The sequence below is a fragment of the Neobacillus sp. D3-1R genome (assembly GCF_052180215.1).
In the GTDB taxonomy this organism is placed as follows: Bacteria; Bacillota; Bacilli; order Bacillales; family Cytobacillaceae; genus Pseudoneobacillus.
Map to the genome: position 1 here is coordinate 3,458,134 of NZ_CP197471.1, position 26,165 is coordinate 3,484,298.

The following is a 26,165-nucleotide window of genomic DNA, read 5'->3' on the forward strand; positions in this document are numbered from 1 at the left end:
TTCTTTTTTATACATAATCCAGACCATTTTGTAGACAATATGGAAATATAATGAAATGCTGAAAGGACGAAAAAATGATGGATGATTTATTCATTGCCCGTTCCTTATTCGGGACAACTATGGCTTTCCATATTATATTTGCTACGATTGGCGTTGGTCTCCCGTTTATGATGATCGTTGCAGAACTTATGTATCAAAAGACAAAGGATCAGGATTATGTCGTTATGGCAAAGCGTTGGACAAAAGCTTTTGCTGTATTACTAGGAGTGGGCATACCAACCGGGACAATCGCTGGAGTTCAATTGTCTTTACTATGGCCGGGATTTATGGAGGTTATTGGTAGAGTCATGCCTTTACCTTTTCAGATTGAAATTTATGCTTTTTTTATAGAGGCTCTTTTCATGTCTATTTATGTGTATGCTGCAGAACGAATTGCACCTTGGATGAGGGTTCTAAGTTTAATCCTTGTCGCTCTCGGTGCCTTAGCATCTGCTGTTTTAATCACCAATGTCCATGCCTTTCAGGGAACACCTGCAGGTTTCAATTATGTAGACGGAAAATTTGTCGATATTGATCCATGGAAAGCATTTTTTAATCCAAGCTTTCTCGTTACAGCTGGACATGTTGCTTTATCCGCTTATGTAGTCGGTGCTTTTGTTGTCGGCTCTGTCGCTGCCTTTAAAATGATGAAAAATGAGATTGGTTCGAGAGTATATCTTTTTCATCAAAAAGCTCTCATGATTAGCCTTGTAGTAGGTGGTGTTTTTGCTTTACTTACAGCGTTAAATGGTCATGAGTCTGCACAGTATCTACATGAATACCAACCGGAGAAACTAGCTGCTGCGGAAGGATTATTTGAGACACAATCCCATGCACCATTAGCCATTGGAGGTTATACTGACCGGGAATCACAAGAAGTGAAATGGGCGATTGAAGTTCCTTGGGCATTAAGCTTTCTTTCCGGTAACAGCTTTGATACGGTTGTGGTCGGCTTAAATGATTTTCCGGAAGAGCTTTGGCCGCCTTTATTTATACACACTCTCTTTAATGCAATGGTAGGCATAGGTTCCTTATTAATTCTAATTTCATTAGTTGGGATTGTTTGGAAGAGGTTTTTGAAAAAGGAACATTATCCGCGAGTATTCCTCTGGGTAATGGTGGTGTCAGGTCCTTTGGCCGTTGCTGCGATTGAATTTGGTTGGATTTTTGCTTGTACTGGAAGACAGCCTTGGGTCATTTACCGCATATTATCAACGGCTGAATCCGCTACAACTGCCACAAATCTAGGGATATTATTTATCTTATTTATAATTGTCTATATTATCTTAGCCATAGCTGTCGTATTTGTGCTTTTATATTATTTTAGAAAAAATACGGAACTCGACGATCTCCATCGGGCTGAAAAAAAGTCAGTACCACTTTTTAGCTCTAATTCTTAGGGGGAACCACAAATGACTGATGCTCTTCTTGCTGTAACGGTTTTATGGGGATTTGTTTTTATTTATGCTGTAATGGCAACAATGGATTTCGGAGCAGGTTTTTGGTCCATGATCTATATAAATAGAGAAAAAACGAAGGCAACTAATATTGCCAATAGATACCTATCACCCACTTGGGAAGTAACGAATACCTTCATTGTTGCCTTAGTAGTCGCGATTTACAGTCTTTTTCCTAATGCAGCTTACACTCTTGGGACCATTCTTCTGATCCCAGGAAGTATGATTTTGCTATTATTAGCCTTAAGAAGTGCCTTTTTAGTTTTTTCAAATATTGCTACTGAATATAAAAAGCCGCTAACCTATATTTCAGGAATTACGGGTATCATCATTCCTGGTCTTTTAATAAGTGTTTTGCCTATTACACACGGGCAATTTGTTGACTATACGAATGGAACGGCTAATTTAAATTTATTAAGACTTTTTACGAGCCCCAATGAATATGCCTTTATTGGCTTTGCTATCAGTAGTACATTGTTTTTATCCTCGCTGTTATTAGCGGATTATTCCAAAACATCTGAGGAAATGGATGCTTATGCTGTCTATCGCCGTGATGGCATGATTTTAGGCCCTGTTACGTTATTAATGGCGTTTCTCATTATGATCACCTTAAAAAAGGAAGCTCCTTGGCTCTATAATCAAATGATGGAGGACCTTCCACTTTTGCTTATTTCGATTGGATTATTTGTATTAGGAGGAGTCGGTCTATTTTTCCCTTCCTTTTGGAAAAAAGGGGTATTAGGGATGCCGAGATTATCTGTAATTGCCGTTACCGCACAATATTTAGTAGCAAGTTATGTTTATGGAAAAGCGCATTTGCCTTATATCATCTACCCAGATATAACGATACAATCGGCTTTCACGGACCCTAATTCTTTTAGAGCTGTTTTTATCACCTATATTGTCGGATTTGCTATTTTGTTTCCCGGTTTTATTTATTTCTGGAGTTTATTTATGAACGATAAGAAATATTTACGGCAAAAACCGCAAGACCCCTCCTGATATTGTTAATGGGAGAGATGAATGAAAGCTGTCTAAATGTCGGATGCTATTCTTGTATCAAGTTTATTAACTACTAGTTAATGGCTAGAAACAGTACTCTTAAGGAGTGATAGGTAGATGGCACAAGACGTTCTATGCGAAGTAAACAATTGTTCTTATTGGGCAAAAGGAAATAGATGCTCTGCTGAGCAAATTTATGTGGTAAGTCATAACGGGAAGCAAGCAGATACTGTACATGAAACTGATTGTAAAACATTTGAACCTACAGAATAAATAGATAAAGGGACTGATTCATTTTCAGTCCCTTTTATATTTTCCCCATTGGGAAGCTTCTTTTATCAATTAAAACCTTATTCAATCGCTTTTCATTCATTTGATATCCAATCCCAGGACCATTTGGTACAATAATCTTTCCATTTTCAATTTGGATTTCAGGTGTAATGATATCTTCTTCCCAATATCGGGACGATGAAGCGATGTCCCCTGGAATTTGAAATCCTGGAAGTGAAGCTAACGCGATATTATGTGCCTTTGACACGCCAAACTCAATCATCCCGCCTACCCAAACTTTAATATGATGTTTTAAACATAGTTCATAAATTTCTTTTGCATTTTGTAAACCGCCAACTCGTCCTATTTTTATATTAATGACTCCACAGCTATTTAATTCAATCGCTTTTCTAACATCGCTAATAGAATGGATACTTTCATCTAAACAAAGTGGGGTTTTTAATTCGCTTTGAAGCTTTGCATGCTCTAAAAAATCATCATGAGCAAACGGCTGCTCAATCATCAATAATTGAAACTCATCTAATGCTTTTAATCGATCCATATCTTGCAAAGTATAAGCAGAATTTGCATCAGCCATTAATGGGAGCTCTGGAAAATGCTTTCGTATTTCTGAGATCCATTCAATATCTGTAGGTGGATTGATTTTTATTTTAATTCGTTCATATCCTAGCTCAATGAAATGTTCGATTTGGTTTATGGCTCCCGAAATAGAGGAACTGGCTACGACTGCCCCTGCTGGTATCGTACTATTATGGTCACCGAGTAATGAAGCTAGTGATTTCCCTTGTTGCTTACCATATAAATCCCAAATGGCTGTTTCGATTGAAGCTTTGGCCATTTGATTACGCCTGATGGGTGCAAATAAATGAGATACTTCTTCTGGATGAGATATTTTTGTCTTTTTTATAATCGGAATAAGAATATCTGTTAACATATGCAGACAAGTCTGAACGGTTTCCTCTGTGTACCAAGGTGTTGAAAAGGCAACGGCTTCACCATACCCTTTATAACCCTCTTCATCAATGACCTCTACAATGATGCCCTCACGATTGGAGACAGTTTGAAGATGGGTGTAAAAGGGATCTTTTAATGGCATGGATATGACATAAAGGACAATTTCCTTAATCTTCACCGTTATTTTCCTCCCACCATGCTTTAAGTTTATGTCTCATTAATTTTCGAGCAGCATTTCGTGGAAGTTCCTCCACGAAAACAATTACTTTTGGAACTTTAAACTTAGCTAGCTTTTGTTGACAGAATTCTATTAACTGTTCGGGTGATAAACGGGTATCCCCTTTTTTTACAACTATGGCTATCGGAACTTGTCCCCATTTCAAATCACTTTTCCCAATAACTCCAGCATCTTCAACACCTGAATGGGATAATAAAACTCCTTCTATTTCGGCAGGATAGATATTCTCGCCACCTGATATAATTAAATCTGATCTTCGGTCCAACACATATAAAAAACCTTCTTCATCAAGATAGCCAATATCTCCAGTTTGAAGCCATCCATTTTGGATTTTTTCAGCTGTTACCGAAGGTCTATTCAAATAACCAGATGTAATATTTGGACCTTTCACCCTAATTTCCCCTGTTTCATTTGGTAATGCTTCCACTCCATCTGTATTTACTACTTTAAGTTGTACGGGAAATAAAGGCTTACCTGCTGAACCTAGCTTTCTTAAACTATCTTCCGGTGATAAGGTAACAACTTGTGAAGCTGTTTCGGTCATTCCATACGTTTGATAAACCGGTATATTTTTATCCACACAAGTTTCTAACAGAGATTTTGGAACAGGTCCTCCACCTACAAGCATACAACGAAAAGTTTCAGGTAAGGTTCGGTCACTTAACTGGTTTAGTAATCTTGATACCATAGTGGTTACAACTGAAATAATGGTGGCACCACGATCGATGATATCAGAAATAACTTTTTCCTCATCAAATCCTTCATGAAGAATTACCTTCATTCCATAGATAATACCTCTCATTAAAATGGAATAACCACTAATATGAAAAAGAGGAACTGTACAAATCCAACAATCATCATCATTTATTCCTAAATTTAAAGCTGATCCTGTTGCACTCCACCAATGGTTTCCGTATGACTGAAGGACTCCTTTAGGGTTTCCTGTTGTTCCTGAGGTGTACATAATGGTACAAATATCAGCCAAGTTGGTCTCTTCAGCCATTTGAAAAAGAGTTCTTTCCTTCGTAAACAATTCACTGAGGAACATTGATTGAAAGCATTCTTCTTTACCTAACGCTGTTACAATAGGCTCAAAACTTTCATCTGTTAATAAAAGGATCGAGTTTGAGTCATTCAGCTGCCAGCTAATTTCCGTTGGAGTTAAGCGATTATTCAGCAGGACGGCTTTACATCCGAGTAATTGTAAAGCAAAGAGAATATAAACCATATCAATATGATTTTTTAATAATACGCTAACATGATCATTTCTTTTAACACCCAATGTTGTCATTTTTTCAGCTACTGCTAAAGATTCCTGATAGAGCTGCCAAAAAGTGATTTCCTGTTCTTTAAAGATAAAAGCTATACGATTAGGAGTAAGGTACGCTCGCTTTGTAAGTAAATTAGGAATGGTCTCATTAGCCATGTTGATTACTCCTCTCAGTTTTTTCATACGAAAACAGCCTGATGGGAATCCATCAAGCTGTTAAAAAATAGTTGATATCTTAGAAATCAAGGGAAACGTGGGAATTGTCCAAAGTTAGGCTTACGCTTCTCTTTGAATGCGTCTCTTCCTTCTTTAGCCTCATCAGTTGTGTAGTATAGAAGGGTTGCATCTCCTGCAAATTGTTGAAGTCCCGCTAAACCATCTGTATCAGCATTCATAGCAGCTTTTAAGAAACGAAGGGCTGTTGGACTCTTTTCAAGAATTTCTTCACACCATTTAATCGTTTCTTCTTCTACCTGCTCTAAAGGAACAACTGTGTTTACTAATCCCATATCAAGAGCTTCTTGAGCATTATATTGGCGGCATAAGTACCAAATTTCACGTGCCTTTTTGTGACCAATAATTCTAGCTAAATAGCCAGAACCATAACCTGCATCAAAGCTTCCTACTTTAGGACCGGTTTGTCCAAATCGAGCATTGTCAGCAGCAATCGTTAAATCACACACTACATGAAGAACATGTCCTCCACCAATTGCATAACCTTTTACCATCGCGATTACTGGTTTAGGAATAACGCGAATTAAACGTTGAAGGTCTAGAACATTTAAGCGAGGAATTTTATCCTCTCCTACATATCCACCGTGTCCTCTTACAGATTGGTCTCCACCAGAACAGAAGGCTTTATCTCCTGCACCTGTTAGAATGATAACTCCAACTTTTTCGTCGTCACGAGCAATAGCAAACGCATCAATTAATTCCATTACTGTTTTTGGACGGAAAGCATTATGTACCTGTGGTCTATTAATCGTAATTTTTGCAATACCATTATATGTTTCATAAATGATATCTTCATACTGATGTTCAGCAATCCATTCTACAACTGCCATAATAGATTCCTCCTTTTTATGTATTTAACAAAAACTCATTTACTATTGTACCAAATTTTTCTGGTAGTTCCACATGAATTGCATGTCCGCAATTTGGTACCTTATATATTTTCCCATATTTAAAGCTTTTTTGCATTTCAAATGCAATACGGCAAAATTTTTCATCGTATTCTCCTACGATCATTAAAACTTTTGCCTCAATCATGTGTAACCTGTCCCAATAGGATGGTTGGCTACCCGTCCCCATTCCAATCAAACTATTCGCTAAACCTTCCGGACTATTTGTTAGCCTTTGTTTACGTATAGTAGATTGAACTTGTGCTGATAATTTCTTCTGTGAATGAAAAAGGGGGATATTTTCCCAATAGTTCACAAATTCTACTATACCGTTATCTTTAATAGATTGGGCTAGGCTCAAATCAGAAGCTCTGCGTTCTTCTCTAGCAACAGCCGAATTTAAACCAGGAGAAGCACTTTCCAAAATTAATTTTCTCACTCGTTCTGGAAAAAGTAAAGCCATTGAGAGGGCAAGTCTCCCACCCATGGAATAACCATGAATATCTATTTTTTCAAACCCTAATTGATTTATGATTGAAAAAATATCCTTAGCAACAGTTTCGATTTCAAATCTTTGGATGTCCTCTGGAGAATCAGTAAGTCCATGACCGATAATATCTGGCATAATCATGTGTGCGTTTTTACCTAAAATGGAACAATAGGGGCTCCAATTAGAACCCCTTCCAGTAAAACCGTGTAATAATAGTAGTGGGTACCCCTCACCGCATACCTCGACATGATACGATACTCCCTCGACGAAATACTTCATCGATTGCTACCCTCCAAGAAACTTTCTATTTCCCGGGAAACAGAATTCCACAATTCTCGATGTTGAATAACATTTCTTTCTCTGTTAGTTGGAACCTCTACGACTTTTAAACCTTTCTCTTTTGACGCATTAGATAAAGCTGTTTGGAAATCATCCCAGTTCTCCGTTTTTGTATAAGAACCGTTATACATTTTTACAACATGCTCAAAATTTAAATCTAACGGTGTCCCAAAGAGCAATTCAAAATGTTTAGGATGGTTTGCTTGTGGGAGAAAAGAAAAAATACCCCCGCCATTGTTATTAATAATAATGATCGTTATATCAATATTTAATAATTTTGAAGATAATAATCCATTTAAATCATGGTAGAAGGTTAAATCACCTAAAACTAAAAACATTTTTTTTGAATAAACAGCCGCTCCCATTGCAGATGAAATGGTACCGTCAATTCCATTCGCGCCGCGATTCGCCATAATTCTTATCGACTTTTGATTAAAAAAGAAGAAAGAATCTAGATCGCGAATCGGCATACTATTTCCTACAAATAAAGTAGATTCTTCAGGTAAAAGATCAGCTAAAAGGGCAAATAGCTTTCCTTCATCCATATTAGCCACATCTCTGACAGATAGCATCTGTTCTCTTGTTAGCTTATTAATGGTCTGCCATTTAGACAAATTGTCATTCTCCATCGCATCTGGGAGAAGTGAGGTTATTTTTTCACAAAATAGGGTTTCATCACAGAAAACCATTTCTGTTGATAATCCTGATGGATCTCGCCAACCGCTTCCACCATCTACAACAATATGTATGGCTGAGTAATTTTCTTTTAGAAAAATAGTGAGTGCTTTCGAAACCGGCATTGCTCCAAAACGAAGAATAATATCAGGCTTTAAACTCTTTTTCACCTGTTCATTCCGTAAAAAATTATCATACCCATCCACAATGAACTGCTCATCATGTGAACCACTTCGCAACTGGGAAAGTGGATCCGCTAAAATAGGGAAACCTAATTTCTCAGCAAGTTGAACTATCTTACTGTTAAATTGGTCTTGATCCATAGGACCGCAAACAATAACTCCATTTCGGTGCTCCGAGAAGAGATCGGCTAATTGAACAAACTTCTCTTGGCTTAATGTCCAACTACTGTTATCAATATGAACATAACGACCGGTCCGTTCATCCATTGTAAATAAATCTTCTTGCTCAAGATTTGGAATAAGCGGCTCACGAAATGGAAAATTCAAATGGACAGGACCAGTTGGATGGCAACTAGCTGTACTAACAGCACGTGCACAGGTCATCCGTACATATCGAATCATAGATGGATCTTTTTCAGGTAGTGGCATCTCAAAAAAAGCTTTAACATGCTTTCCATAAAGATGGATTTGATCAATAGCTTGTGGTGCTCCAACTTCTCTTAATTCATGAGGACGATCTGCTGTTAATACAATTAGCGGTATTCGTGAGTAACTTGCTTCAATAATAGCTGGATAATAATTAGCAGCAGCGGTACCAGAAGTACAAAGAAGCGCAACTGGTTTCTTTGTAGACTTGGCCATTCCTAATGCAAAGAAACCTGCTGAACGCTCATCAACTTGAATATGAATTTTTAATGTTGGATGCTCAGCCATCATCATGGCCATAGGTGTTGATCTTGATCCAGGACTAACGACAACATCGTAAACACCTACCTCTACAAGCTCACTTACAAATGCTGCAGTATAGGCTGTTAAAGCTTCTTGATGATTCATTTTTCATTTCCTCCAAGTGCGTTTAACATCGGTCGGAACTTTATTCTTGTCTCCATATATTCGCTTTCTGCGTCAGAATCCTGGACAATGCCACATCCAGCAAATAATGACGCTTCTTTTCCTTGAATAAGACCTGAACGAATAGCCACTGCAAATTCTCCATTCCCATTCAAATCAAGCCAACCAAGAGGAGCTGCATAAAATCCCCGATCTAATTCTTCTATTTCTCTTATTTTTTCTATTGCTTCAAACTTTGGCATTCCACCAAGAGCAGGTGTTGGGTGCAAACGTTTCACCAAATCAAGTAAAGAAGCATCTTCTTTACTTACTCCGGATACAGGAGTATATAAATGCTGAATGTATTTCATTTTCATCAGCTTTGGTCGATTAGGTATTTCAAGATCTACACAATATTCTTCCATTGCTTCTTTAATCATATCTACCACGAACTGGTGTTCATTTAAGTTCTTTTGGTCGGAAAGTAAAGCACTGCCTAGTAGCTCATCTTCTTCTTTTGTCTTCCCTCGGGGAGTGGAACCTGCTAAGCAAGTTGAAAACAAGGTTTTTCCGTCTTTCTTCACTAATCTTTCGGGAGAAGCGCCAATAAAACAATCACCATTCGATTCAAACGCAAAGACAAAGCTTTCCTTTTGAGCCTCTAATAATTGCTGTAAAACTCCTTCTACTTGAATGGACTGTTTAAAATAAAGGCGCAGCTCTCTTGCAAGAACCACTTTTTTAAGCACCTTATTTTTTTGGAGGTCCGCTACTAATTTTTTTACAGATTCCTTCCATTCGTGTGGTTTTACTTCTTCTATGGAAAAAGGGTTATTTTCTACTTCAAAGTTTAATTTTTCTAATTGATTTAATAAGGAACTTCTTTCTTTATCTATTTTTTTTGAAAGAGTTACTTCATCATTTCCCGTACACAAAATATTGGTCGTTAAATAGGCCACTCCATCGATAATGGAAAGCATGTACCTTGGTAATCGGAATAATGAATTCGGATATTTGGACCATAATGGCGTTTTCATTTTTAAAGGATCGAAGGAGAAGCCTCCAAAAAGGGTAGGACCTATCCCTTGTAATGAGATTGGCTTATATATGATAGCATCCTGTAACACTTGTTTCCATTCTTCTTCCACAAGAAAAAAGCGGTCAGTTGACTGATCCGACTGTATTTGTCCTGCATTTCCCAATCCTACAAAGATTGTTTTATCTAATGGGTCTTTCCAAAAGAAACGTTCTCCTAGAAATAATTCCCTTCCAGCATAAAAAAATTCTTCTGGGTTTATCTTGTCAATTTTGTGGACTTCACTAACTAATACTGGTCTTTTAAGATTTCTAGACCGAGTAATCGCTAATTGTATTCCATCTTTAAGCTCCGTTTCTTGGATGGTAACCAAAAAAATCCCTCCAAAACAGTCAAAAAGACTGCAATCCATACCTTTTAAGTCTACTTTAACATACTACTCATTCTTATAGGATGTCAATAAAACATATCACATCATACCACTTATTTTCCTTTATATATAAGATTTACTGTTGGAATACCTTACCAGAATAGACGGTAATAAATCATTGACACTATCGTGAACTTTTCCTAAACTAAGGGTTGTGTGTTTAATTTTAAAATACTACTTTAATATAAAGAATTTCAAAAGGGAGAGAAGATTATGCAACCACAATTAAAGCAGAAAAGCTCTAGTCCTGTTGTTGAATCCAACCAAGGCTTTCGAAAATGGTGGCAATTAACCCGACCACATACATTAACTGCAGCTTTTGTTCCAGTATTACTTGGGACGGCACTTGCGATCCAAGAGCATACCATTCACATTGGACTTTTTCTTGCTATGTTAATAGCTAGTTTATTAATCCAAGCTGCGACCAACATGTTTAATGAGTATTATGATTACAAGCGCGGTTTAGATAATGAAGACTCTGTTGGTATCGGCGGTGCCATTGTACGTGATGGCATCACACCTCAAGCGGTTATGCGTTTAGCTTTTAGTTTTTACGGAGTTGCCTTATTACTGGGTGTTTACATCTGTAGCCAATCAAGCTGGTGGCTTGCAGTAGTTGGTTTAGTTTCTATGGCAGTAGGCTATTTATATACAGGTGGACCTAAACCGATTGCTTATACTCCATTTGGTGAAATTTTTGCAGGATTTTTCATGGGAATGCTCATTATTCTTATATCTTTTTATATCCAAACTGGGACAGTGGATACGATTAGTATTCTCGTTTCCATTCCTATCTTCATTCTTGTTGGGGCGATTCTTCTTTCCAATAATATTCGTGATTTAGATGGCGACAAAGAATTCGGACGTAAAACATTAGCCATTTTGCTTGGCAGAAAAAAGGCTATTCAATTATTAGCAGCTATGTTCATCGTTTCATTTACTTGGGTATTTGTTTTAATGGCGTTACAGCTTACATCCCCTTGGTTAGCTATCGTTTTATTGAGTGCACCAAAGGCATTTAAGGCAACAAAAGGATTTATCGGAAAAAGCATGCCTATTGAAATGATGCCAGCCATGAAAGCAACCGCTCAAACAAACACCATCTTTGGTTTCCTACTATCCATTGGATTATTTTTAGGATATCTTTTATAAAAAATATAAAAGCCCTTGTCTTCTATCGGAAGACAAGGGCTTTTTCACTTTAAAGCGCCGGGGGTCAGACCCCCGGCGCTTTAAAGTGTTAAACTATTTGTTAAACTGTTAGATGACTGGTTGGTTGGCCGTTATTCGCCAGATTTCATTGGCGTATTCCTGGATGGTGCGGTCACTTGAAAAATGGCCAGATTGAGCAATATTGACTAAACACTTCTTATTCCATTCCCTTTTATTCAAGTATGCTTCACCGACTTCCGCTTGGATATCTACATACGACGAAAAGTCCCGCAAAACAAAATATTGGTCATTTTGAGTAATTAATGAATCAAATATGACTTCAAATTCATCTCTTTCATCAAATAAAAAGCCATTAACCAATTGATCAAGCACTTTCCGAACTCGTTTATCATGATGATAGTAGTCTACCGAACGATATCCTCCTAGCTTTTGAAAACGTAAAACATCTTCTGCACTTAAACCAAAAGTAAAGATATTTTCTCTTCCTACCCTCTCAAAGATTTCAATATTGGCACCATCCATCGTACCCACGGTAATGGCTCCGTTCATCATAAATTTCATATTACCCGTTCCAGAAGCCTCTTTACTGGCAGTAGAGATTTGTTCACTTACATCAGCTGCCGGAAAAATCTCTTCGGCTAAAGAAACACGATAATTTTCTAGAAAGATAACCTTTATATATTTTGATACAGCAGGATCTTCATTAACCTTTTTGGCCACAGTATTGATTAATTTAATCACTTTCTTCGCATAATAATAGCCTGGTGATGCCTTAGCGCCAAATATAAATGTTCTTGGGGGAATCTCAAAGCTTGAATCCTCCTTGAATCGATTATATAAATACATGATGTGCAAAATGTTTAATAACTGACGTTTATAAGCATGGAGTCTTTTGACCTGAATATCAAAAATCGATGTAGGATCTACTACAATCCCGTTCTTTTTTAAAATCGTATCAGCTAATTTTTTTTTATTGTTTTCTTTTACCTTTGATAGCTCTTCTAAAAACAAGGAATCCTCCTTGTAATCTATCAAATTCCCAAGTAACTCAGGCTTTTTAATCCAACCTTCACTAAGAGCATCCGTAATTAATCGAGATAATCCTGGATTTGATTTTAATAACCAGCGGCGATGTGTAATGCCATTGGTTTTGTTATTAAATTTAGTTGGAAATACTTCATAAAATGGTTTCATTTCCCGCTCTTTAAGAATATTGGTATGAATTTCAGCTACCCCATTTACACTATGAGAGCCTACAAGAGCAAGATGGGCCATTTTCACTTCTTGATGGGCAATAATCGCCATCTGTTCAATTCTCTTCCAATCTCCAGGATACTTCTCCCATAAAGATTTGCAAAACCGCTCGTTAATTTCTTCCACAATCATGTAGATTCTTGGCAGTAAGGGCTGAAAAATTCGAACAGGCCAGCGTTCAAGAGCTTCAGATAATGTTGTGTGGTTGGTATATGAAATCGTTTTGGTAGTGATATGCCAAGCCTCATCCCAATGAAAGCCTTCCTCATCAATCAAAAATCTCATTAATTCTGGGATGGCTAGAACGGGATGGGTATCGTTGATATGAATACTAACATATTCATGAAGATGAAGAAGGGAATGATGTTGTTTTCGATAAGTGCGAATGATGGAGCGAATACTGGCTGCAACTAAAAAATATTGTTGCTTTAAACGAAGTATTTTTCCTTCATCATGAGTATCATCAGGGTATAAAAATTCAGATACAGACTCTGTTTCACGTTTATATTTAAGGATGTCTTTATGAATAGGATAGGAGGATGGCTCTGCATTCCACAAACGAAGTGTGTTAACTGTTTGATTTTGATAGCCAACAACAGGCATATCATAAGGAACTGCTGTAATATTTTCTGTATGAACATGGTGAAAAACAAGTCGACCATTCTCATAGCTACTTTCTACATACCCCCAAAATGGAACCTCCACAGCATGATCCATTTTTCTTACTTCCCATACATGACCATTTCTAAGCCAATGCTCAGGAAGCTCCACTTGATAGCCTTCGACAATTTTTTGCTCGAACAACCCGTGCTTATATCGAATGCCACATCCATGGCCCGGTAATTGAAGAGATGCTAGAGAATCAAGAAAACAAGCGGCCAGCCGTCCCAGGCCGCCATTCCCTAATGCTGCATCTGCCTCAAGCTCTTCTATATTTTTTAGAGAGAGTCCAAGTTCTTGAAAGCTTTCTTCTACCATTTTGTCGATCCCTAAATTGATTAAATTATGCTTGAGCAATCGACCTAATAGAAATTCAATCGATAAATAATAGACTTGTTTTGTTTTATTGGATAGATATTGTTGATTGGTTTGTATCCAATCACGACTCACAAATTCACGTATCATATTCCCTAAGGTTTGATATTGATCTCGTTCCGTACTTTCTTCAAAGCTTTTTCCAGTCATGGCTTCAACACGGTTGATAAACACTTTTTTAAATTGATCTTTGCTAGAAAACATGGCTTTCACTCCTCGTGATGAGCTCTGCATATAGCTGATTATATTTAAATGCGGATTGTGCCCAGCTATAGTCCTTTGACATGGCTGAATGAACCAACTTTTCCCAAACTGGTTTTTGATGATAAAAATGAAACGCTCTTCTGATGGTATACAGCATGTCATGTGCATTAAAATGCTGAAAAGAGAAGCCATTTCCTTCGCCTGTTATTTCGTTTAAAGAATGAACGGTGTCATTTAATCCGCCCGTTTCCCGAACAATAGGGATTGCCCCATATTTCATTGCAATCAATTGGCCAAGGCCACATGGCTCAAATAATGATGGCATTAAAAATAAATCTGCTCCCGCATAAATCTTATGTGCTAACGCCTCATCAAAGCCAATATGAACCTTTAATTTATCTGGGTATTGTGCTGCTTTTTGTTGAAAAAACTGTTCAAAATCCCAATCACCCGTACCTAAAACAATCATTTGTACTTCTTCATGTAAAATATCATCTAACACACATTTTACTAAATCGATTCCTTTTTGCTTCGTTAGTCTTGTAATCATGACTAATAAAGGTACATCCTTTTTTTCTGCTAAACGATAGTGCCTTTGAATTTCTAATTTATTCTTATACTTATTTTTTAAATCATTTACGCTGTATGGATAATGGAGAAGTGCATCCTTTTGTGTATTATAAAAGTCCTCATCAATTCCGTTCAGAATACCCATTAGATCCTCATCCCGCATTTTTAAGAGACCCTCTAATTTCTCACCATAAAAGGCAGTTTGGATTTCTGTGCGGTAAGTAGGACTTACTGTGGTAATTTTGTCCGCTGCTACAATTCCACCCTTCATAAAGTTCACATTTCCAAAAAACTCTAACTGGTCTGGGTGAAAATAACGTTCTTCGATTCCCAATAAATCTGTTAACGTCTCCCGTGGGAAAATCCCTTGAAATTGTAAATTATGAATCGTAAAGACGGTTCTAATAAAGCCGTACCGTTCTTTATGATAGTAATGGACTCTAAGTAGAAATGGAATCATAGCTGTATGCCAATCATGGCAATGAATCACATCAGGAAAATAATCTAAATGGACAAGACTTTCCAACACTGCCTTGTTAAAAAATGAAAAGCGCTCTCCATCATCATCATATCCATATAGCCCTTTTCGATTAAAATAGTATTCGTTATCAATGAAATAAAAAGTTACACCATTCCAGTTTAGCTCTTCAATTCCACAGTATTGATTTCTCCAGCCAACATGAACCGTAAACTCACAAACTTTCTTCATTTGGTTTCGATAACTTGCTGGAATATCTCCGTACTTCGGAAGGATGACTCTTACATCTGTTCCTAAACTGAGTAGCTCTTTTGGTAAAGACCCTGCTACATCGGCTAGACCTCCTGATTTAATAAACGGAACGCATTCCGAAACAGTAAATAATACCTTCACGATTTAATCAACGCTCCTTGTACAGTCCCTTTACGTATAACATGGGGTTTAGTAGGTAATCCAACCATAACAGTACCATCTTCTATTCTTACATCTTTGTCTAAAATAACAGAATCTAACATACAATTTTCACCAATGGAGCACTTTTGTAAAATTATACAATTTTTAATGGTCGTTCCTTTGCCAATCTTAACACCTCGTGCAATGATACTATTTTCTACTCTACCTTCGATTTGGCATCCATTTGCGATCATTGCATTTTGAACCAGTGACTCTTTTAAATATCTAGTAGGCGGTTCATCCTTAACTTTTGTATAGATGGGACGATTCTTTAAAAAAACTTGTTTCCAGATATTAGGGTTTAATATATTTAAACTAGTAGAAAAATATTTTTGTATAGAATCGATCATTTCAGCATATCCATCATATTCATAGCTGCAAATTTTATAAGAATGATTTATATCTAGTACTACATCCTTCATCGTTTTATAACCGGTTTCTTCCCTTGTTTTAATTAATTCAACAAGAAGTGAGGTCTTTACAATAAACATTCCGAGTGATTTACCCTTTTTCGATATTTCGGTAATGTCACAACCAGAAGCGATGTGCTTATTAAGAATTTCTGTGTAATTCATATTGGATACCGTATAACAGTTGGTAATCAAAGAATATTTTTGTAGACTTCGATTAAAAAAATCCATATTGGCAGAAAAATGCTCAAAACAGCCAAATCCTTGGCTATTTCCTTCGATATTTGGGGATGGAAAAAAGAATAACCCATCGCGCTTTCGGTTTAAATCCCAATTCTTACCAGAACCAAGATGGTCCATTAGAGAACGGTATTGAAATTTAGGAAAAATGGCTACGCTTCGAATACCCGAATTGACCATGCTAGATAATACAAAATCTATTAATCGATACCTTCCAGCAAAAGGTACTGCTGCTAGAGATCGATGAATCATTAAGTCTTCAAGCCCCTCATGAAATGCTGTTGCATCTACAACTCCCAGTAATTGTTTATTCATCTGCTATCCCCCACCCTACCTCATTATTATCTATTTATTGGCTAACAACTCGGAAATAAGCTCTTCTGTTACTAGTAAAATCTCTCCACTTTTCGAATCACCACAAATAATAGCCCCTTCAGGTATCTTTATATCTGCGGGAACAATCGCTTTTTCGATATAGGCATTTTTGCCAATTACAGCATCTGACATAATGACAGCTTCCCGAATGACAGCACCCTTTTCTACTTTTACGCCTTGAAATAAAACAGACCTTTCAATATCCCCCTCAATGATACAGCCCTCATTAATAAGAGAATCCATCACTTCTGCTTCAGGTGCAATGTATTGTGGCGGCTGGTTAGGGTTTACGGAATAAATTCGCCAAGTATAATCGAATAAATTTAATTCACAATCCTCATCTAATAAATCCATATTGGCTTCCCATAAACTCTGAACGGTACCTACGTCTTTCCAATATCCTTTAAAAGGATAGGCAAACATTTTCTTTTGTTCTTTCAGTAAGAGAGGAATAACATCTTTTCCAAAGTCGTGACTAGAGACAGGGTTTTGATCATCTCTTTCTAAATACTCTTTTAATACTTCCCAACGAAATATATATATTCCCATTGAAGCAAGATTGCTTTTTGGTTCATCTGGCTTCTCTTCAAATTCTGTGATTCTCAATGCCTCATCTGTATTCATAATGCCAAATCTGTTTGCTTCTACCCAAGGAACTTCTATCACCGAGATGGTTACATCGGCTTCCTTTTCAATATGGTAATCTAACATAAATTCATAATTCATTTTGTAGATATGGTCACCTGATAAAATCAACACATACTCTGGTTCATACTGCTGTAGATAATTCATATTTTGAAAAATGGCACTTGCGGTACCTGTATACCATTTCACATCGGAAGATTCACTGTATGGCGGTAAAACCGTTACGCCGCCATCCATTCGATCTAAATCCCACGCACTTCCGATTCCGATATAAGAGTTTAAAAGAAGTGGCTGATATTGAGTTAGTACTCCTACAGTATCGATCCCTGAATTTGTACAATTACTTAAAGTAAAATCGATAATTCGATATTTCCCTCCAAATGGTACTGCTGGCTTTGCTAACGTTTTTGTTAGGGAGTTAAGTCTACTCCCTTTTCCCCCTGCTAGAAGCATGGCTACGCACTTTTTCTTTCCCACTGCCTTTTCTCTCCTTCCTCGTTTTAACAGGACGTAAAATAGAAATCCCGAATGGTGGAATGTTCATTTGAATATGATAAGGCCTACCATGAAACTCACCATTTTTTCCTGCTAAAACACTCTTATTCATATGCCCACTACCACCAAACTCGTGGTGGTCGCTATTCAATACTTCTCGATACTGACAATCAGACGGTACTCCAACTTTAAAGTTGGTATACGTTTTTTCAGTAAAGTTACAAATAATAATATAAAAGTCATCTTCCTTCTTTCCTCTACGTATAAAGGAAAAAATAGATTGGTCACGATTATGAACATCAATCCATTCAAAGCCACTTTGTAAAAAATCCAATTCATAAAGCGGCTTTGAACGTTTATATATCTTAATTAATTCTTTAACATATGCATTTAAATTCCTGTGCATGTCAAATTCCATTAGTTTCCAGTCTAATTGGTCTTTATCCTTCCATTCATCAAATTGAGCGAGCTCAAACCCCATGAATAAAAGCTTTTTTCCTGGGTGTGTGATCATATACCCCAAAAGCAATCTAAGCTGGGCAAATTTCTGCCAATAATCACCTGGCATTTTGTTAAGCAATGAACGTTTTCCATGAACGACCTCATCATGTGAAAAAGGAAGGACAAAATTTTCACTAAAAGCATACAACAAGGAAAATGTTACCTTCCCATGAGACTGATTCCTTAAATCCGACGGTGTTTTCATATACTCCAACATGTCATTCATCCAGCCCATATTCCACTTAAATTGGAATCCTAGCCCATCATATAGGGTGGGTGCTGTTACCTGCGGCCATTCCGTTGAATCCTCTGCTATCATCATGACCGTTTCATCATACTCTTTAACCACTTGATTCAGTTTCTTTAAAAACTCTATTCCAAACGGATTGGGTTTACTTTCATAAGAATTGGGCCAATAAATAATATTTGCTACTGCATCTAAACGGAAACCATCTACATGAAAGTGTTCCATCCAATAAATAGCATTTGAGATTAAAAAGCTATTTACTTCTGGTTTTCCTAAATCAAAATTGGCTGTTCCCCAAACAACATTTTCACGATCAGCTTGGTGCTCATAACTATAAAGATGGGTGCCATCAAATTGATATAATCCATGTGCATCTTTGCAAAAATGACCTGGAACCCAATCTAAAATAACTCCAATCCCATTTTGATGACACTGATCGATGAAATACTTTAATTCCTGAGGTGTCCCGTATCGGCTAGTAGGAGAAAAGTAACCTGTACCTTGGTATCCCCATGAGGCGTCGAGCGGGTGCTCGACAAGAGGCAATAGTTCAATATGAGTAAATCCATGCTCGTTCACATAGGGAATTAACTCATTTGCAAGTTCTGTATAGGTTAAAAAATCACCATTATCCTTTTTCTTCCACGAACCAAGATGTAACTCATAAATTAGAACAGGTTGTGAAAGACCCTGAGTCTTTTGTTTTTTTTGCTGCCATTTTTCATCATTCCAACGGTACTCTTTCAGGGGATAAACAATCGAAGCAGTGTTAGGCCTTATTTCTGAGTAAAATGCATATGGATCCGATTTTTGCACTATTTTTCCATTTGAAGTAATAATCTCAAATTTATATAAACACCCTTCTAAATTTTCAGGAACCACTAACATCCAAATGCCTTCTTTATTAACTCTATGTAAGGTGTGTTCTGTTCCATTCCAATTATTAAAATCACCGATAAGTCTGACTATTCGGGCATTTGGTGCCCAAACACAAAAACGAGTTACAATTCGATCTGAATCATGTAAAACATGTGCTCCAAATAACTGGTAGCTCTGATAAAAAGTTCCTTCATGAAATAAGTGCATTTGGAAATCGGTTGGATACAATGTGCTCAAAACCATTTTTCTCCCCATCCCTATAAAAATTCCTAGCTTCTAATATGACAAAAAGCCATATCAAGTTGGTGCTGACAGAGATGCCATAAAGACTGTCTAAATTGAGAATAATCGAATTTATTTTTTTGCTATGAAAAATATTATTCATTTGAAAGTATTCTGCTGCTTTCTTGTATTATTCTTGTTTTCACAGAGAATTCCTTGTAATACTTTCAGACAATAAACGGGGTAAAAATAGTTATTATGAGGAGAAATGAGCAAATTCTATCCATTCCGACATAAATGGAGAGAAAATTAGACAAAATAAAACAAATAAACCTAAAAAGAATTTTATAGGTGGTGTAAGAATGGCTAATAAAGAGGAAGAGTTTTTATTAAAACAAGCAGGATCGGAAGAACGTGTACCTTTGTTTGATGCCCCAGATGGAAAAATCCTAGCAACCGGAGACATGTTCCGTGGACCGTATACTGGGGTCTCTTCAGAATTCGATTTAAATAATCCTGGAAACAAACTAGCGGAAAAAGTAGAGAAGTATGATTGAGAATAAGCCCCCTTACTGTAACACGTAAGGGGGCTTATATTTATTAAAGGTTGGGCTATGTAACAACAACGATATTCCATGAAGGAATCGGGAGAGATTTGAAAAGAAGGGATTTCCTTTGGGGATATATCTGGAAAGTGGAGCACATTTCTGGGAAGTTGAGCATATCCTTCGAAAGGTCGAGCATATCCCTCGGAAAGTCGAGCATATCCCTCGGAAAGTCGAGCATATCCCTCGGAAAGTCGAGCATATCCCTCGGAAAGTCGAGCATATCCCTCGGAAAGTCGAGCATATCCCTCGGAAAGTCGAGCATATCCCTCGGAAAGTCGAGCATATCCCTCGGAAAGTCGAGCATATCCCTCGGAAAGTCGAGCATATCCCTCGGAAAGTCGAGCATATCCCTCGGAAAGTCGAGCATATCCCTCGGAAAGTCGAGCATATCCCTCGGAAAGTCCAATATACATCGGCGAAGTGAAGTATAATCGCAAACAAGCTAAGTATTTTTTTGAAGAATTGGGTTTATACTTACTAAATAGGATAAAAAAATGATAATTTACAAGATAAAAAGAGCTGTGACAAAATGTCTACAGCTCTTTTTATATGACCCATACGGGATTCGAACCCGTGTTACCGCCGTGAAAGGGCGGTGTCTTAACCGCTTGACCAATGGGCCGTTATGGCGGAGAAGGAGGGATTTGAACCCTCGCGCCGGTTACCCGACCTACACCCTTAGCAGGGGCGCCTCTTCAGCCTCTTGAGTACTTCCCCATAAAAATGGCTCCGCAGGTAGGACTCGAACCTACGACCGTTCGGTTAACAGCCGAATGCTCTACCACTGAGCTACTGCGGAACAATGGTAAGTTAATTTGCTATTGCAAAAAAACTCTTCACAAAAAACTCTGGTGGGCCTAAATGGACTCGAACCATCGACCTCACGCTTATCAGGCGTGCGCTCTAACCAGCTGAGCTATAGGCCCAATTTGGAGCGGGTGATGAGAATCGAACTCACGACATCAGCTTGGAAGGCTGAGGTTTTACCATTAAACTACACCCGCATGTTAAGGTGAATTATTTTTGCTATCGCAAAAAAATTCTGGTGGCTCAGGACGGAATCGAACCGCCGACACAAGGATTTTCAGTCCTTTGCTCTACCGACTGAGCTACTGAGCCACAAATAAAAATGGCGGTCCCGACGGGAATCGAACCCGCGATCTCCTGCGTGACAGGCAGGCATGTTAACCGCTACACCACGGGACCAGATGGATTATTGCGGAGGCAGGATTTGAACCTGCGACCTTCGGGTTATGAGCCCGACGAGCTACCAGACTGCTCCACCCCGCGACGATAATATTAATCCATTTAATTTAAAAAATATGGCGGAGGAAGAGGGATTCGAACCCCCGCGCGGTTTAACCCGCCTGTCGGTTTTCAAGACCGATCCCTTCAGCCGGACTTGGGTATTCCTCCGCGTAAAGAAACTATGGTGGACCTTGTAGGACTCGAACCTACGACCGGACGGTTATGAGCCGTCTGCTCTAACCAGCTGAGCTAAAGGTCCAAAATCATGGTAGCGGCGGAGGGGATCGAACCCCCGACCTTACGGGTATGAACCGTACGCTCTAGCCAGCTGAGCTACACCGCCATGTTATGGAATATTTATTTTATTGTCATAAAATAATTTGGTGGAGTCTAGGGGGATCGAACCCCTGACCTCCTGCGTGCAAGGCAGGCGCTCTCCCAGCTGAGCTAAGACCCCAGGATAGTTATGATTAAATTAATGGTCGGGAAGACAGGATTCGAACCTGCGACCCCTTGGTCCCAAACCAAGTGCTCTACCAAGCTGAGCTACTTCCCGTAAATATGGCGCGCCCGAAAGGAGTCGAACCCATAACCTTCTGATCCGTAGTCAGACGCTCTATCCAATTGAGCTACGGGCGCATTTCATTCTCATCTTTTCTTATCTATTAAAAGATTTAAGGAAAGTTCTTTTCGCTATCGCGAAAAAACTTTGGTGCCGAGGACCGGAATCGAACCGGTACGGTAGTCACCTACCGCAGGATTTTAAGTCCTGTGCGTCTGCCAGTTCCGCCACCCCGGCACTACTTTGGAGCGGAAGACGGGATTCGAACCCGCGACCCCCACCTTGGCAAGGTGGTGTTCTACCACTGAACTACTTCCGCAATATATAATTTAAAATCTTTTGAAATCGAAAAAAATCATAAGTGCGGGTGAAGGGAGTCGAACCCCCACGCCTTGCGGCGCCAGATCCTAAGTCTGGTGCGTCTGCCAATTCCGCCACACCCGCATATGGTAGTTTATTTTACTGTCGTAAAAAAACTTGGTGAGCCATGAAGGACTCGAACCTTCGACCCTCTGATTAAAAGTCAGATGCTCTACCGACTGAGCTAATGGCTCGTAAAAGGAAAGTTATTTACGCTAACGCGAAAAAACTCTGGTGCCGGCTAGAGGACTTGAACCCCCAACCTACTGATTACAAGTCAGTTGCTCTACCAATTGAGCTAAACCGGCATAATAATGAAAGATATTTTTACTATCGTAAAAGATTAAAGAAAGTTCTTTTCGCTATTGCGAAATTAAAAATAGATCTTTTTACTATCGTAAAAAATCTATGGTGGAGGATGACGGGATCGAACCGCCGACCCTCTGCTTGTAAGGCAGATGCTCTCCCAGCTGAGCTAATCCTCCATATTTATAATGCCTGGCGACGTCCTACTCTCACAGGAGGAATCCTCCAACTACCATCGGCGCTGAGAAGCTTAACTTCCGTGTTCGGTATGGGAACGGGTGTGACCTTCTCGCCATCGCCACCAGACTTGTATTATTAGCGACATAGTTTATTATAATATCTTTTAAAAATATTTCAAGAGGAAATTTAAAACTTTTTGTTCCCTCAAAACTAGATAATGTATTAGAAGAAGTAAAAACGAGTTGCCTTATTTGGATATCCAAATGTTTTGGTTAAGTCCTCGAACGATTAGTATCAGTCAGCTCCACACGTCACCGCGCTTCCACCTCTGACCTATCAACCTGATCATCTTTCAGGGTTCTTACTAGCTTACGCTATGGGAAATCTCATCTTGAGGGGGGCTTCATGCTTAGATGCTTTCAGCACTTATCCCGTCCGCACATAGCTACCCAGCGATGCCTTTGGCAAGACAACTGGTACACCAGCGGTGCGTCCATCCCGGTCCTCTCGTACTAAGGACAGCTCCTCTCAAATTTCCTACGCCCACGACGGATAGGGACCGAACTGTCTCACGACGTTCTGAACCCAGCTCGCGTACCGCTTTAATGGGCGAACAGCCCAACCCTTGGGACCGACTACAGCCCCAGGATGCGATGAGCCGACATCGAGGTGCCAAACCTCCCCGTCGATGTGGACTCTTGGGGGAGATAAGCCTGTTATCCCCGGGGTAGCTTTTATCCGTTGAGCGATGGCCCTTCCATGCGGAACCACCGGATCACTAAGCCCGACTTTCGTCCCTGCTCGACTTGTAGGTCTCGCAGTCAAGCTCCCTTGTGCCTTTACACTCTACGAATGATTTCCAACCATTCTGAGGGAACCTTTGGGCGCCTCCGTTACTCTTTAGGAGGCGACCGCCCCAGTCAAACTGCCCACCTGACACTGTCTCCCACCCCGATAGAGGGGTGCGGGTTAGAATTTCAATACAGCCAGGGTAGTATCCCACCGACGCCTCCACCGAAGCTGGCGCTCCGGCTTCTCAGGCTCCTACCTATCCTGTACAAGCTGTACCAAAATTCAATATCAGGCTACAGTAAAGCTCCACGGGGTCTTTCCGTCCTGTCGCGGGTAACCTGCATCTTCACAGGTACTATAATTTCACCGAGTCTCTCGTTGAGACAGTGCCCAGATCGTTACGCCTTTCGTGCGGGTCGGAACTTACCCGACAAGGAATTTCGCTACCTTAGGACCGTTATAGTTACGGCCGCCGTTTACTGGGGCTTCGATTCAGAGCTTCGCTTGCGCTAACCCCTCCTCTTAACCTTCCAGCACCGGGCAGGCGTCAGCCCCTATACTTCGCCTTACGGCTTCGCAGAGACCTGTGTTTTTGCTAAACAGTCGCCTGGGCCTATTCACTGCGGCTTTTCGAGGCTATTCACCCCAAAAAGCACCCCTTCTCCCGAAGTTACGGGGTCATTTTGCCGAGTTCCTTAACGAGAGTTCTCTCGCACACCTTAGGATTCTCTCCTCGCCTACCTGTGTCGGTTTGCGGTACGGGCACCTTTTATCTCGCTAGAGGCTTTTCTTGGCAGCGTGGAATCAGGAACTTCGGTACTATATTTCCCTCGCTATCACAGCTCAGCCTTCACGGTAACGGGATTTGCCTCGTTACCAGCCTAACTGCTTAGACGCACATATCCAACAGTGCGCTTACCCTATCCTTCTGCGTCCCCCCATTGCTCAAACGATAAAGAGGTGGTACAGGAATATCAACCTGTTATCCATCGCCTACGCCTTTCGGCCTCGGCTTAGGTCCCGACTAACCCTGAGCGGACGAGCCTTCCTCAGGAAACCTTAGGCATACGGTGGATGGGATTCTCACCCATCTTTCGCTACTCATACCGGCATTCTCACTTCTAAGCGCTCCACCAGTCCTTACGGTCTAGCTTCAACGCCCTTAGAACGCTCTCCTACCACTGACACCATACGGTGTCAATCCACAGCTTCGGTGTTACGTTTAGCCCCGGTACATTTTCGGCGCAGAGTCACTCGACCAGTGAGCTATTACGCACTCTTTAAATGGTGGCTGCTTCTAAGCCAACATCCTGGTTGTCTAAGCAACTCCACATCCTTTTCCACTTAACGTAAACTTTGGGACCTTAGCTGGTGGTCTGGGCTGTTTCCCTTTTGACTACGGATCTTATCACTCGCAGTCTGACTCCCACGGATAAGTCTTTGGCATTCGGAGTTTGTCTGAATTCGGTAACCCGATGAGGGCCCCTAGTCCAAACAGTGCTCTACCTCCAAGACTCTTACTACGTGAGGCTAGCCCTAAAGCTATTTCGGAGAGAACCAGCTATCTCCAAGTTCGATTGGAATTTCTCCGCTACCCACACCTCATCCCCGCACTTTTCAACGTGCGTGGGTTCGGGCCTCCATCCAGTGTTACCTGGACTTCACCCTGGACATGGGTAGATCACCTGGTTTCGGGTCTACGACCACATACTCATTCGCCCTATTCAGACTCGCTTTCGCTGCGGCTCCGTCTTATCAACTTAACCTTGCATGTAATCGTAACTCGCCGGTTCATTCTACAAAAGGCACGCTATCACCCATTAACGGGCTCTAACTACTTGTAGGCACACGGTTTCAGGATCTTTTTCACTCCCCTTCCGGGGTGCTTTTCACCTTTCCCTCACGGTACTGGTTCACTATCGGTCACTAGGGAGTATTTAGCCTTGGGAGATGGTCCTCCCTGCTTCCGACCGGATTTCTCGTGTCCGGCCGTACTCAGGATCCACTCAGGAGGGAACGAAGTTTCGACTACAGGGTTTTTACCTTCTCTGACCGATCTTTCCAGATCTGTTCATCTACCCCGTTCCTTTGTAACTCCATGTTGAGTGTCCTACAACCCCAAGAGGCAAGCCTCTTGGTTTGGGCTATGTCCCGTTTCGCTCGCCGCTACTCAGGGAATCGCGTTTGCTTTCTCTTCCTCCGGGTACTTAGATGTTTCAGTTCCCCGGGTATGCCATCAGTACCCTATGTATTCAGGTAAAGATACTACTCCATTACGAGCAGTGGGTTCCCCCATTCGGAAATCTCCGGATCAAAGCTTACTTACAGCTCCCCGGAGCATATCGGCGTTAGTCCCGTCCTTCATCGGCTCCTAGTGCCAAGGCATCCACCGTGCGCCCTTATTAACTTAACCTAAAGGTTAATTCTCTTACTAAAAAATAAGAGAGAAAAACTAAAATGGCGATTTTACTCGGTTTTTACTTGGTTTCTTCTATACGATTATCTAGTTTTCAAGGAACAAGGCTACGAATTTCAATCACATCGTGATGATCTTCCTAGCTTAACTTCATGCA

17 protein-coding genes, 20 tRNA genes and 2 rRNA genes are annotated in these 26,165 nt (G+C 39.9%); 5 read left to right on the forward strand and 34 right to left on the reverse strand.

Annotated features, from left to right (window positions below):
• Window positions 1-77: 77 nt before the first annotated feature.
• From ACSBPO_RS17740 to ACSBPO_RS17750, 3 genes are all read left to right on the forward strand, one after another.
• Window positions 78-1,439 carry a cytochrome ubiquinol oxidase subunit I gene (locus tag ACSBPO_RS17740; RefSeq protein ID WP_442600402.1) on the forward strand — a complete coding sequence of 454 codons (1,362 nt, stop codon included), beginning with the start codon at window positions 78-80 and terminating at the stop codon, window positions 1,437-1,439.
• Window positions 1,440-1,451: 12 nt separating this feature from the next.
• Complete coding sequence (locus tag ACSBPO_RS17745) at window positions 1,452-2,498, forward strand: cytochrome d ubiquinol oxidase subunit II (protein ID WP_442595646.1); 1,047 nt, start codon at window positions 1,452-1,454, stop codon at window positions 2,496-2,498.
• Between the two features lie 117 nt (window positions 2,499-2,615).
• The gene (locus ACSBPO_RS17750) at window positions 2,616-2,771 is read left to right on the forward strand and encodes a DUF1540 domain-containing protein (protein ID WP_442595648.1); all 156 of its coding nucleotides are present in this window, start codon (window positions 2,616-2,618) and stop codon (window positions 2,769-2,771) included.
• 34 nt (window positions 2,772-2,805) lie between these two features.
• Here ACSBPO_RS17750 and menC read toward each other — a convergent pair whose 3' ends face one another.
• From menC to ACSBPO_RS17780, 6 genes are all read right to left on the reverse strand, one after another.
• The gene (menC, locus tag ACSBPO_RS17755) at window positions 2,806-3,921 is read right to left on the reverse strand and encodes an o-succinylbenzoate synthase (protein WP_442595650.1); all 1,116 of its coding nucleotides are present in this window, start codon (window positions 3,919-3,921) and stop codon (window positions 2,806-2,808) included.
• On the reverse strand, window positions 3,911-5,407 hold the full coding sequence (locus ACSBPO_RS17760; RefSeq protein WP_442595651.1) for an o-succinylbenzoate--CoA ligase: 1,497 nt from the start codon (window positions 5,405-5,407) through the stop codon (window positions 3,911-3,913). Before ACSBPO_RS17760 ends, menC begins: the two co-directional genes overlap by 11 nt.
• A gap of 86 nt (window positions 5,408-5,493) precedes the next feature.
• Window positions 5,494-6,315, reverse strand: coding sequence for a 1,4-dihydroxy-2-naphthoyl-CoA synthase (gene menB, locus ACSBPO_RS17765; RefSeq protein WP_442595653.1), 822 nt, complete (start codon window positions 6,313-6,315; stop codon window positions 5,494-5,496).
• A 16-nt stretch (window positions 6,316-6,331) separates the two neighbouring features.
• Window positions 6,332-7,141 (reverse strand): 2-succinyl-6-hydroxy-2,4-cyclohexadiene-1-carboxylate synthase, encoded by an 810-nt coding sequence (menH, locus tag ACSBPO_RS17770; RefSeq protein WP_442595655.1) that lies wholly within the window; start codon window positions 7,139-7,141, stop codon window positions 6,332-6,334.
• The gene (gene menD / locus ACSBPO_RS17775) at window positions 7,138-8,892 is read right to left on the reverse strand and encodes a 2-succinyl-5-enolpyruvyl-6-hydroxy-3-cyclohexene-1-carboxylic-acid synthase (RefSeq protein WP_442595657.1); all 1,755 of its coding nucleotides are present in this window, start codon (window positions 8,890-8,892) and stop codon (window positions 7,138-7,140) included. The genes menH and menD overlap by 4 nt, the downstream gene beginning before the upstream one ends.
• Window positions 8,889-10,298 carry an isochorismate synthase gene (locus tag ACSBPO_RS17780; protein WP_442595659.1) on the reverse strand — a complete coding sequence of 470 codons (1,410 nt, stop codon included), beginning with the start codon at window positions 10,296-10,298 and terminating at the stop codon, window positions 8,889-8,891. Before ACSBPO_RS17780 ends, menD begins: the two co-directional genes overlap by 4 nt.
• 270 nt (window positions 10,299-10,568) lie before the next feature.
• On the opposite strand from ACSBPO_RS17780, the gene ACSBPO_RS17785 reads away from it, so the two are divergent.
• A complete protein-coding gene (locus ACSBPO_RS17785) occupies window positions 10,569-11,507 on the forward strand; it encodes a 1,4-dihydroxy-2-naphthoate polyprenyltransferase (protein WP_442595661.1) in 939 nt (312 codons plus the stop codon).
• Window positions 11,508-11,615: 108 nt separating this feature from the next.
• On the opposite strand, the gene ACSBPO_RS17790 is transcribed toward ACSBPO_RS17785, so the two are convergent.
• Genes ACSBPO_RS17790 through glgB form a run of 5 tightly spaced genes read right to left on the reverse strand, consistent with a single transcriptional unit; the run spans window position 11,616 to window position 19,557 of the window.
• Window positions 11,616-14,021, reverse strand: a complete 2,406-nt coding sequence (locus tag ACSBPO_RS17790; RefSeq protein ID WP_442595663.1) for a glycogen/starch/alpha-glucan phosphorylase — start codon at window positions 14,019-14,021, stop codon at window positions 11,616-11,618.
• Window positions 14,011-15,462: a glycogen synthase GlgA gene (glgA, locus tag ACSBPO_RS17795; RefSeq protein WP_442595665.1), complete on the reverse strand. Its 1,452-nt coding sequence runs from the start codon at window positions 15,460-15,462 to the stop codon at window positions 14,011-14,013. Before glgA ends, ACSBPO_RS17790 begins: the two co-directional genes overlap by 11 nt.
• Window positions 15,459-16,487 (reverse strand): sugar phosphate nucleotidyltransferase, encoded by a 1,029-nt coding sequence (locus ACSBPO_RS17800; protein ID WP_442595667.1) that lies wholly within the window; start codon window positions 16,485-16,487, stop codon window positions 15,459-15,461. Before ACSBPO_RS17800 ends, glgA begins: the two co-directional genes overlap by 4 nt.
• A gap of 30 nt (window positions 16,488-16,517) precedes the next feature.
• Window positions 16,518-17,669, reverse strand: a complete 1,152-nt coding sequence (locus tag ACSBPO_RS17805) for a glucose-1-phosphate adenylyltransferase (protein WP_442595669.1) — start codon at window positions 17,667-17,669, stop codon at window positions 16,518-16,520.
• Entirely contained in the window at window positions 17,617-19,557 is a 1,941-nt protein-coding gene (gene glgB, locus ACSBPO_RS17810) for a 1,4-alpha-glucan branching enzyme (protein WP_442595671.1), read from the reverse strand. Before glgB ends, ACSBPO_RS17805 begins: the two co-directional genes overlap by 53 nt.
• A 341-nt stretch (window positions 19,558-19,898) precedes the next feature.
• On the opposite strand from glgB, the gene ACSBPO_RS17815 reads away from it, so the two are divergent.
• Window positions 19,899-20,093 carry a hypothetical protein gene (locus tag ACSBPO_RS17815; RefSeq protein ID WP_442595673.1) on the forward strand — a complete coding sequence of 65 codons (195 nt, stop codon included), beginning with the start codon at window positions 19,899-19,901 and terminating at the stop codon, window positions 20,091-20,093.
• A gap of 55 nt (window positions 20,094-20,148) precedes the next feature.
• Here the strand turns inward: ACSBPO_RS17815 and ACSBPO_RS17820 are convergent, their stop codons facing one another.
• From ACSBPO_RS17820 to ACSBPO_RS17930, 23 genes are all read right to left on the reverse strand, one after another.
• The gene (locus ACSBPO_RS17820; RefSeq protein ID WP_442595675.1) at window positions 20,149-20,532 is read right to left on the reverse strand and encodes a hypothetical protein; all 384 of its coding nucleotides are present in this window, start codon (window positions 20,530-20,532) and stop codon (window positions 20,149-20,151) included.
• 162 nt (window positions 20,533-20,694) lie between these two features.
• Window positions 20,695-20,766 (reverse strand) — tRNA-Glu (locus ACSBPO_RS17825).
• 4 nt (window positions 20,767-20,770) lie between these two features.
• Window positions 20,771-20,861: transfer RNA gene (locus tag ACSBPO_RS17830), tRNA-Ser, on the reverse strand.
• A gap of 7 nt (window positions 20,862-20,868) precedes the next feature.
• Window positions 20,869-20,943 (reverse strand) — tRNA-Asn (locus tag ACSBPO_RS17835).
• Between the two features lie 50 nt (window positions 20,944-20,993).
• A tRNA-Ile gene (locus ACSBPO_RS17840) sits at window positions 20,994-21,070 on the reverse strand.
• Window positions 21,071-21,074: 4 nt separating this feature from the next.
• Window positions 21,075-21,148 (reverse strand) — tRNA-Gly (locus ACSBPO_RS17845).
• A gap of 39 nt (window positions 21,149-21,187) precedes the next feature.
• Window positions 21,188-21,263, reverse strand: a tRNA-Phe gene (locus ACSBPO_RS17850).
• Between the two features lie 11 nt (window positions 21,264-21,274).
• Window positions 21,275-21,350, reverse strand: a tRNA-Asp gene (locus ACSBPO_RS17855).
• A 10-nt stretch (window positions 21,351-21,360) separates the two neighbouring features.
• Window positions 21,361-21,434: transfer RNA gene (locus ACSBPO_RS17860), tRNA-Met, on the reverse strand.
• A gap of 33 nt (window positions 21,435-21,467) precedes the next feature.
• Window positions 21,468-21,560: transfer RNA gene (locus ACSBPO_RS17865), tRNA-Ser, on the reverse strand.
• A gap of 14 nt (window positions 21,561-21,574) precedes the next feature.
• Window positions 21,575-21,651, reverse strand: a tRNA-Ile gene (locus ACSBPO_RS17870).
• Between the two features lie 7 nt (window positions 21,652-21,658).
• Window positions 21,659-21,735 (reverse strand) — tRNA-Met (locus ACSBPO_RS17875).
• A gap of 38 nt (window positions 21,736-21,773) precedes the next feature.
• Window positions 21,774-21,849 (reverse strand) — tRNA-Ala (locus ACSBPO_RS17880).
• Window positions 21,850-21,871: 22 nt separating this feature from the next.
• Window positions 21,872-21,948, reverse strand: a tRNA-Pro gene (locus tag ACSBPO_RS17885).
• A gap of 6 nt (window positions 21,949-21,954) precedes the next feature.
• A tRNA-Arg gene (locus ACSBPO_RS17890) sits at window positions 21,955-22,031 on the reverse strand.
• 71 nt (window positions 22,032-22,102) lie between these two features.
• Window positions 22,103-22,191: transfer RNA gene (locus tag ACSBPO_RS17895), tRNA-Leu, on the reverse strand.
• 7 nt (window positions 22,192-22,198) lie between these two features.
• Window positions 22,199-22,273, reverse strand: a tRNA-Gly gene (locus ACSBPO_RS17900).
• 43 nt (window positions 22,274-22,316) lie between these two features.
• Window positions 22,317-22,398: transfer RNA gene (locus ACSBPO_RS17905), tRNA-Leu, on the reverse strand.
• Between the two features lie 34 nt (window positions 22,399-22,432).
• A tRNA-Lys gene (locus ACSBPO_RS17910) sits at window positions 22,433-22,508 on the reverse strand.
• A gap of 38 nt (window positions 22,509-22,546) precedes the next feature.
• A tRNA-Thr gene (locus ACSBPO_RS17915) sits at window positions 22,547-22,622 on the reverse strand.
• A 101-nt stretch (window positions 22,623-22,723) separates the two neighbouring features.
• Window positions 22,724-22,799, reverse strand: a tRNA-Val gene (locus ACSBPO_RS17920).
• Between the two features lie 11 nt (window positions 22,800-22,810).
• Window positions 22,811-22,926, reverse strand: a 5S ribosomal RNA gene (rrf, locus tag ACSBPO_RS17925).
• 142 nt (window positions 22,927-23,068) lie between these two features.
• Window positions 23,069-26,005: ribosomal RNA gene (locus ACSBPO_RS17930) — 23S ribosomal RNA — on the reverse strand.
• Window positions 26,006-26,165: the final 160 nt, after the last annotated feature.

What these genes read in the sequence shown, in the direction of transcription:
- ACSBPO_RS17800 (WP_442595667.1), bottom strand. Translation starts at nt 16,487, where the DNA reads ATGAATAAACAATTACTGGGAGTTGTAGATGCAACAGCATTTCATGAG.
- ACSBPO_RS17820 (WP_442595675.1), bottom strand. Translation starts at nt 20,532, where the DNA reads ATGCTCGACTTTCCGAGGGATATGCTCGACTTTCCGAGGGATATGCTC.
- menB (WP_442595653.1), bottom strand. Translation starts at nt 6,315, where the DNA reads ATGGCAGTTGTAGAATGGATTGCTGAACATCAGTATGAAGATATCATT.
- ACSBPO_RS17760 (WP_442595651.1), bottom strand. Translation starts at nt 5,407, where the DNA reads ATGGCTAATGAGACCATTCCTAATTTACTTACAAAGCGAGCGTACCTT.
- ACSBPO_RS17815 (WP_442595673.1), top strand. Translation starts at nt 19,899, where the DNA reads ATGGCTAATAAAGAGGAAGAGTTTTTATTAAAACAAGCAGGATCGGAA.
- menD (WP_442595657.1), bottom strand. Translation starts at nt 8,892, where the DNA reads ATGAATCATCAAGAAGCTTTAACAGCCTATACTGCAGCATTTGTAAGT.
- ACSBPO_RS17790 (WP_442595663.1), bottom strand. Translation starts at nt 14,021, where the DNA reads ATGTTTTCTAGCAAAGATCAATTTAAAAAAGTGTTTATCAACCGTGTT.
- ACSBPO_RS17785 (WP_442595661.1), top strand. Translation starts at nt 10,569, where the DNA reads ATGCAACCACAATTAAAGCAGAAAAGCTCTAGTCCTGTTGTTGAATCC.
- glgB (WP_442595671.1), bottom strand. Translation starts at nt 19,557, where the DNA reads ATGGTTTTGAGCACATTGTATCCAACCGATTTCCAAATGCACTTATTT.
- menH (WP_442595655.1), bottom strand. Translation starts at nt 7,141, where the DNA reads ATGAAGTATTTCGTCGAGGGAGTATCGTATCATGTCGAGGTATGCGGT.
- ACSBPO_RS17740 (WP_442600402.1), top strand. Translation starts at nt 78, where the DNA reads ATGGATGATTTATTCATTGCCCGTTCCTTATTCGGGACAACTATGGCT.
- ACSBPO_RS17745 (WP_442595646.1), top strand. Translation starts at nt 1,452, where the DNA reads ATGACTGATGCTCTTCTTGCTGTAACGGTTTTATGGGGATTTGTTTTT.
- ACSBPO_RS17750 (WP_442595648.1), top strand. Translation starts at nt 2,616, where the DNA reads ATGGCACAAGACGTTCTATGCGAAGTAAACAATTGTTCTTATTGGGCA.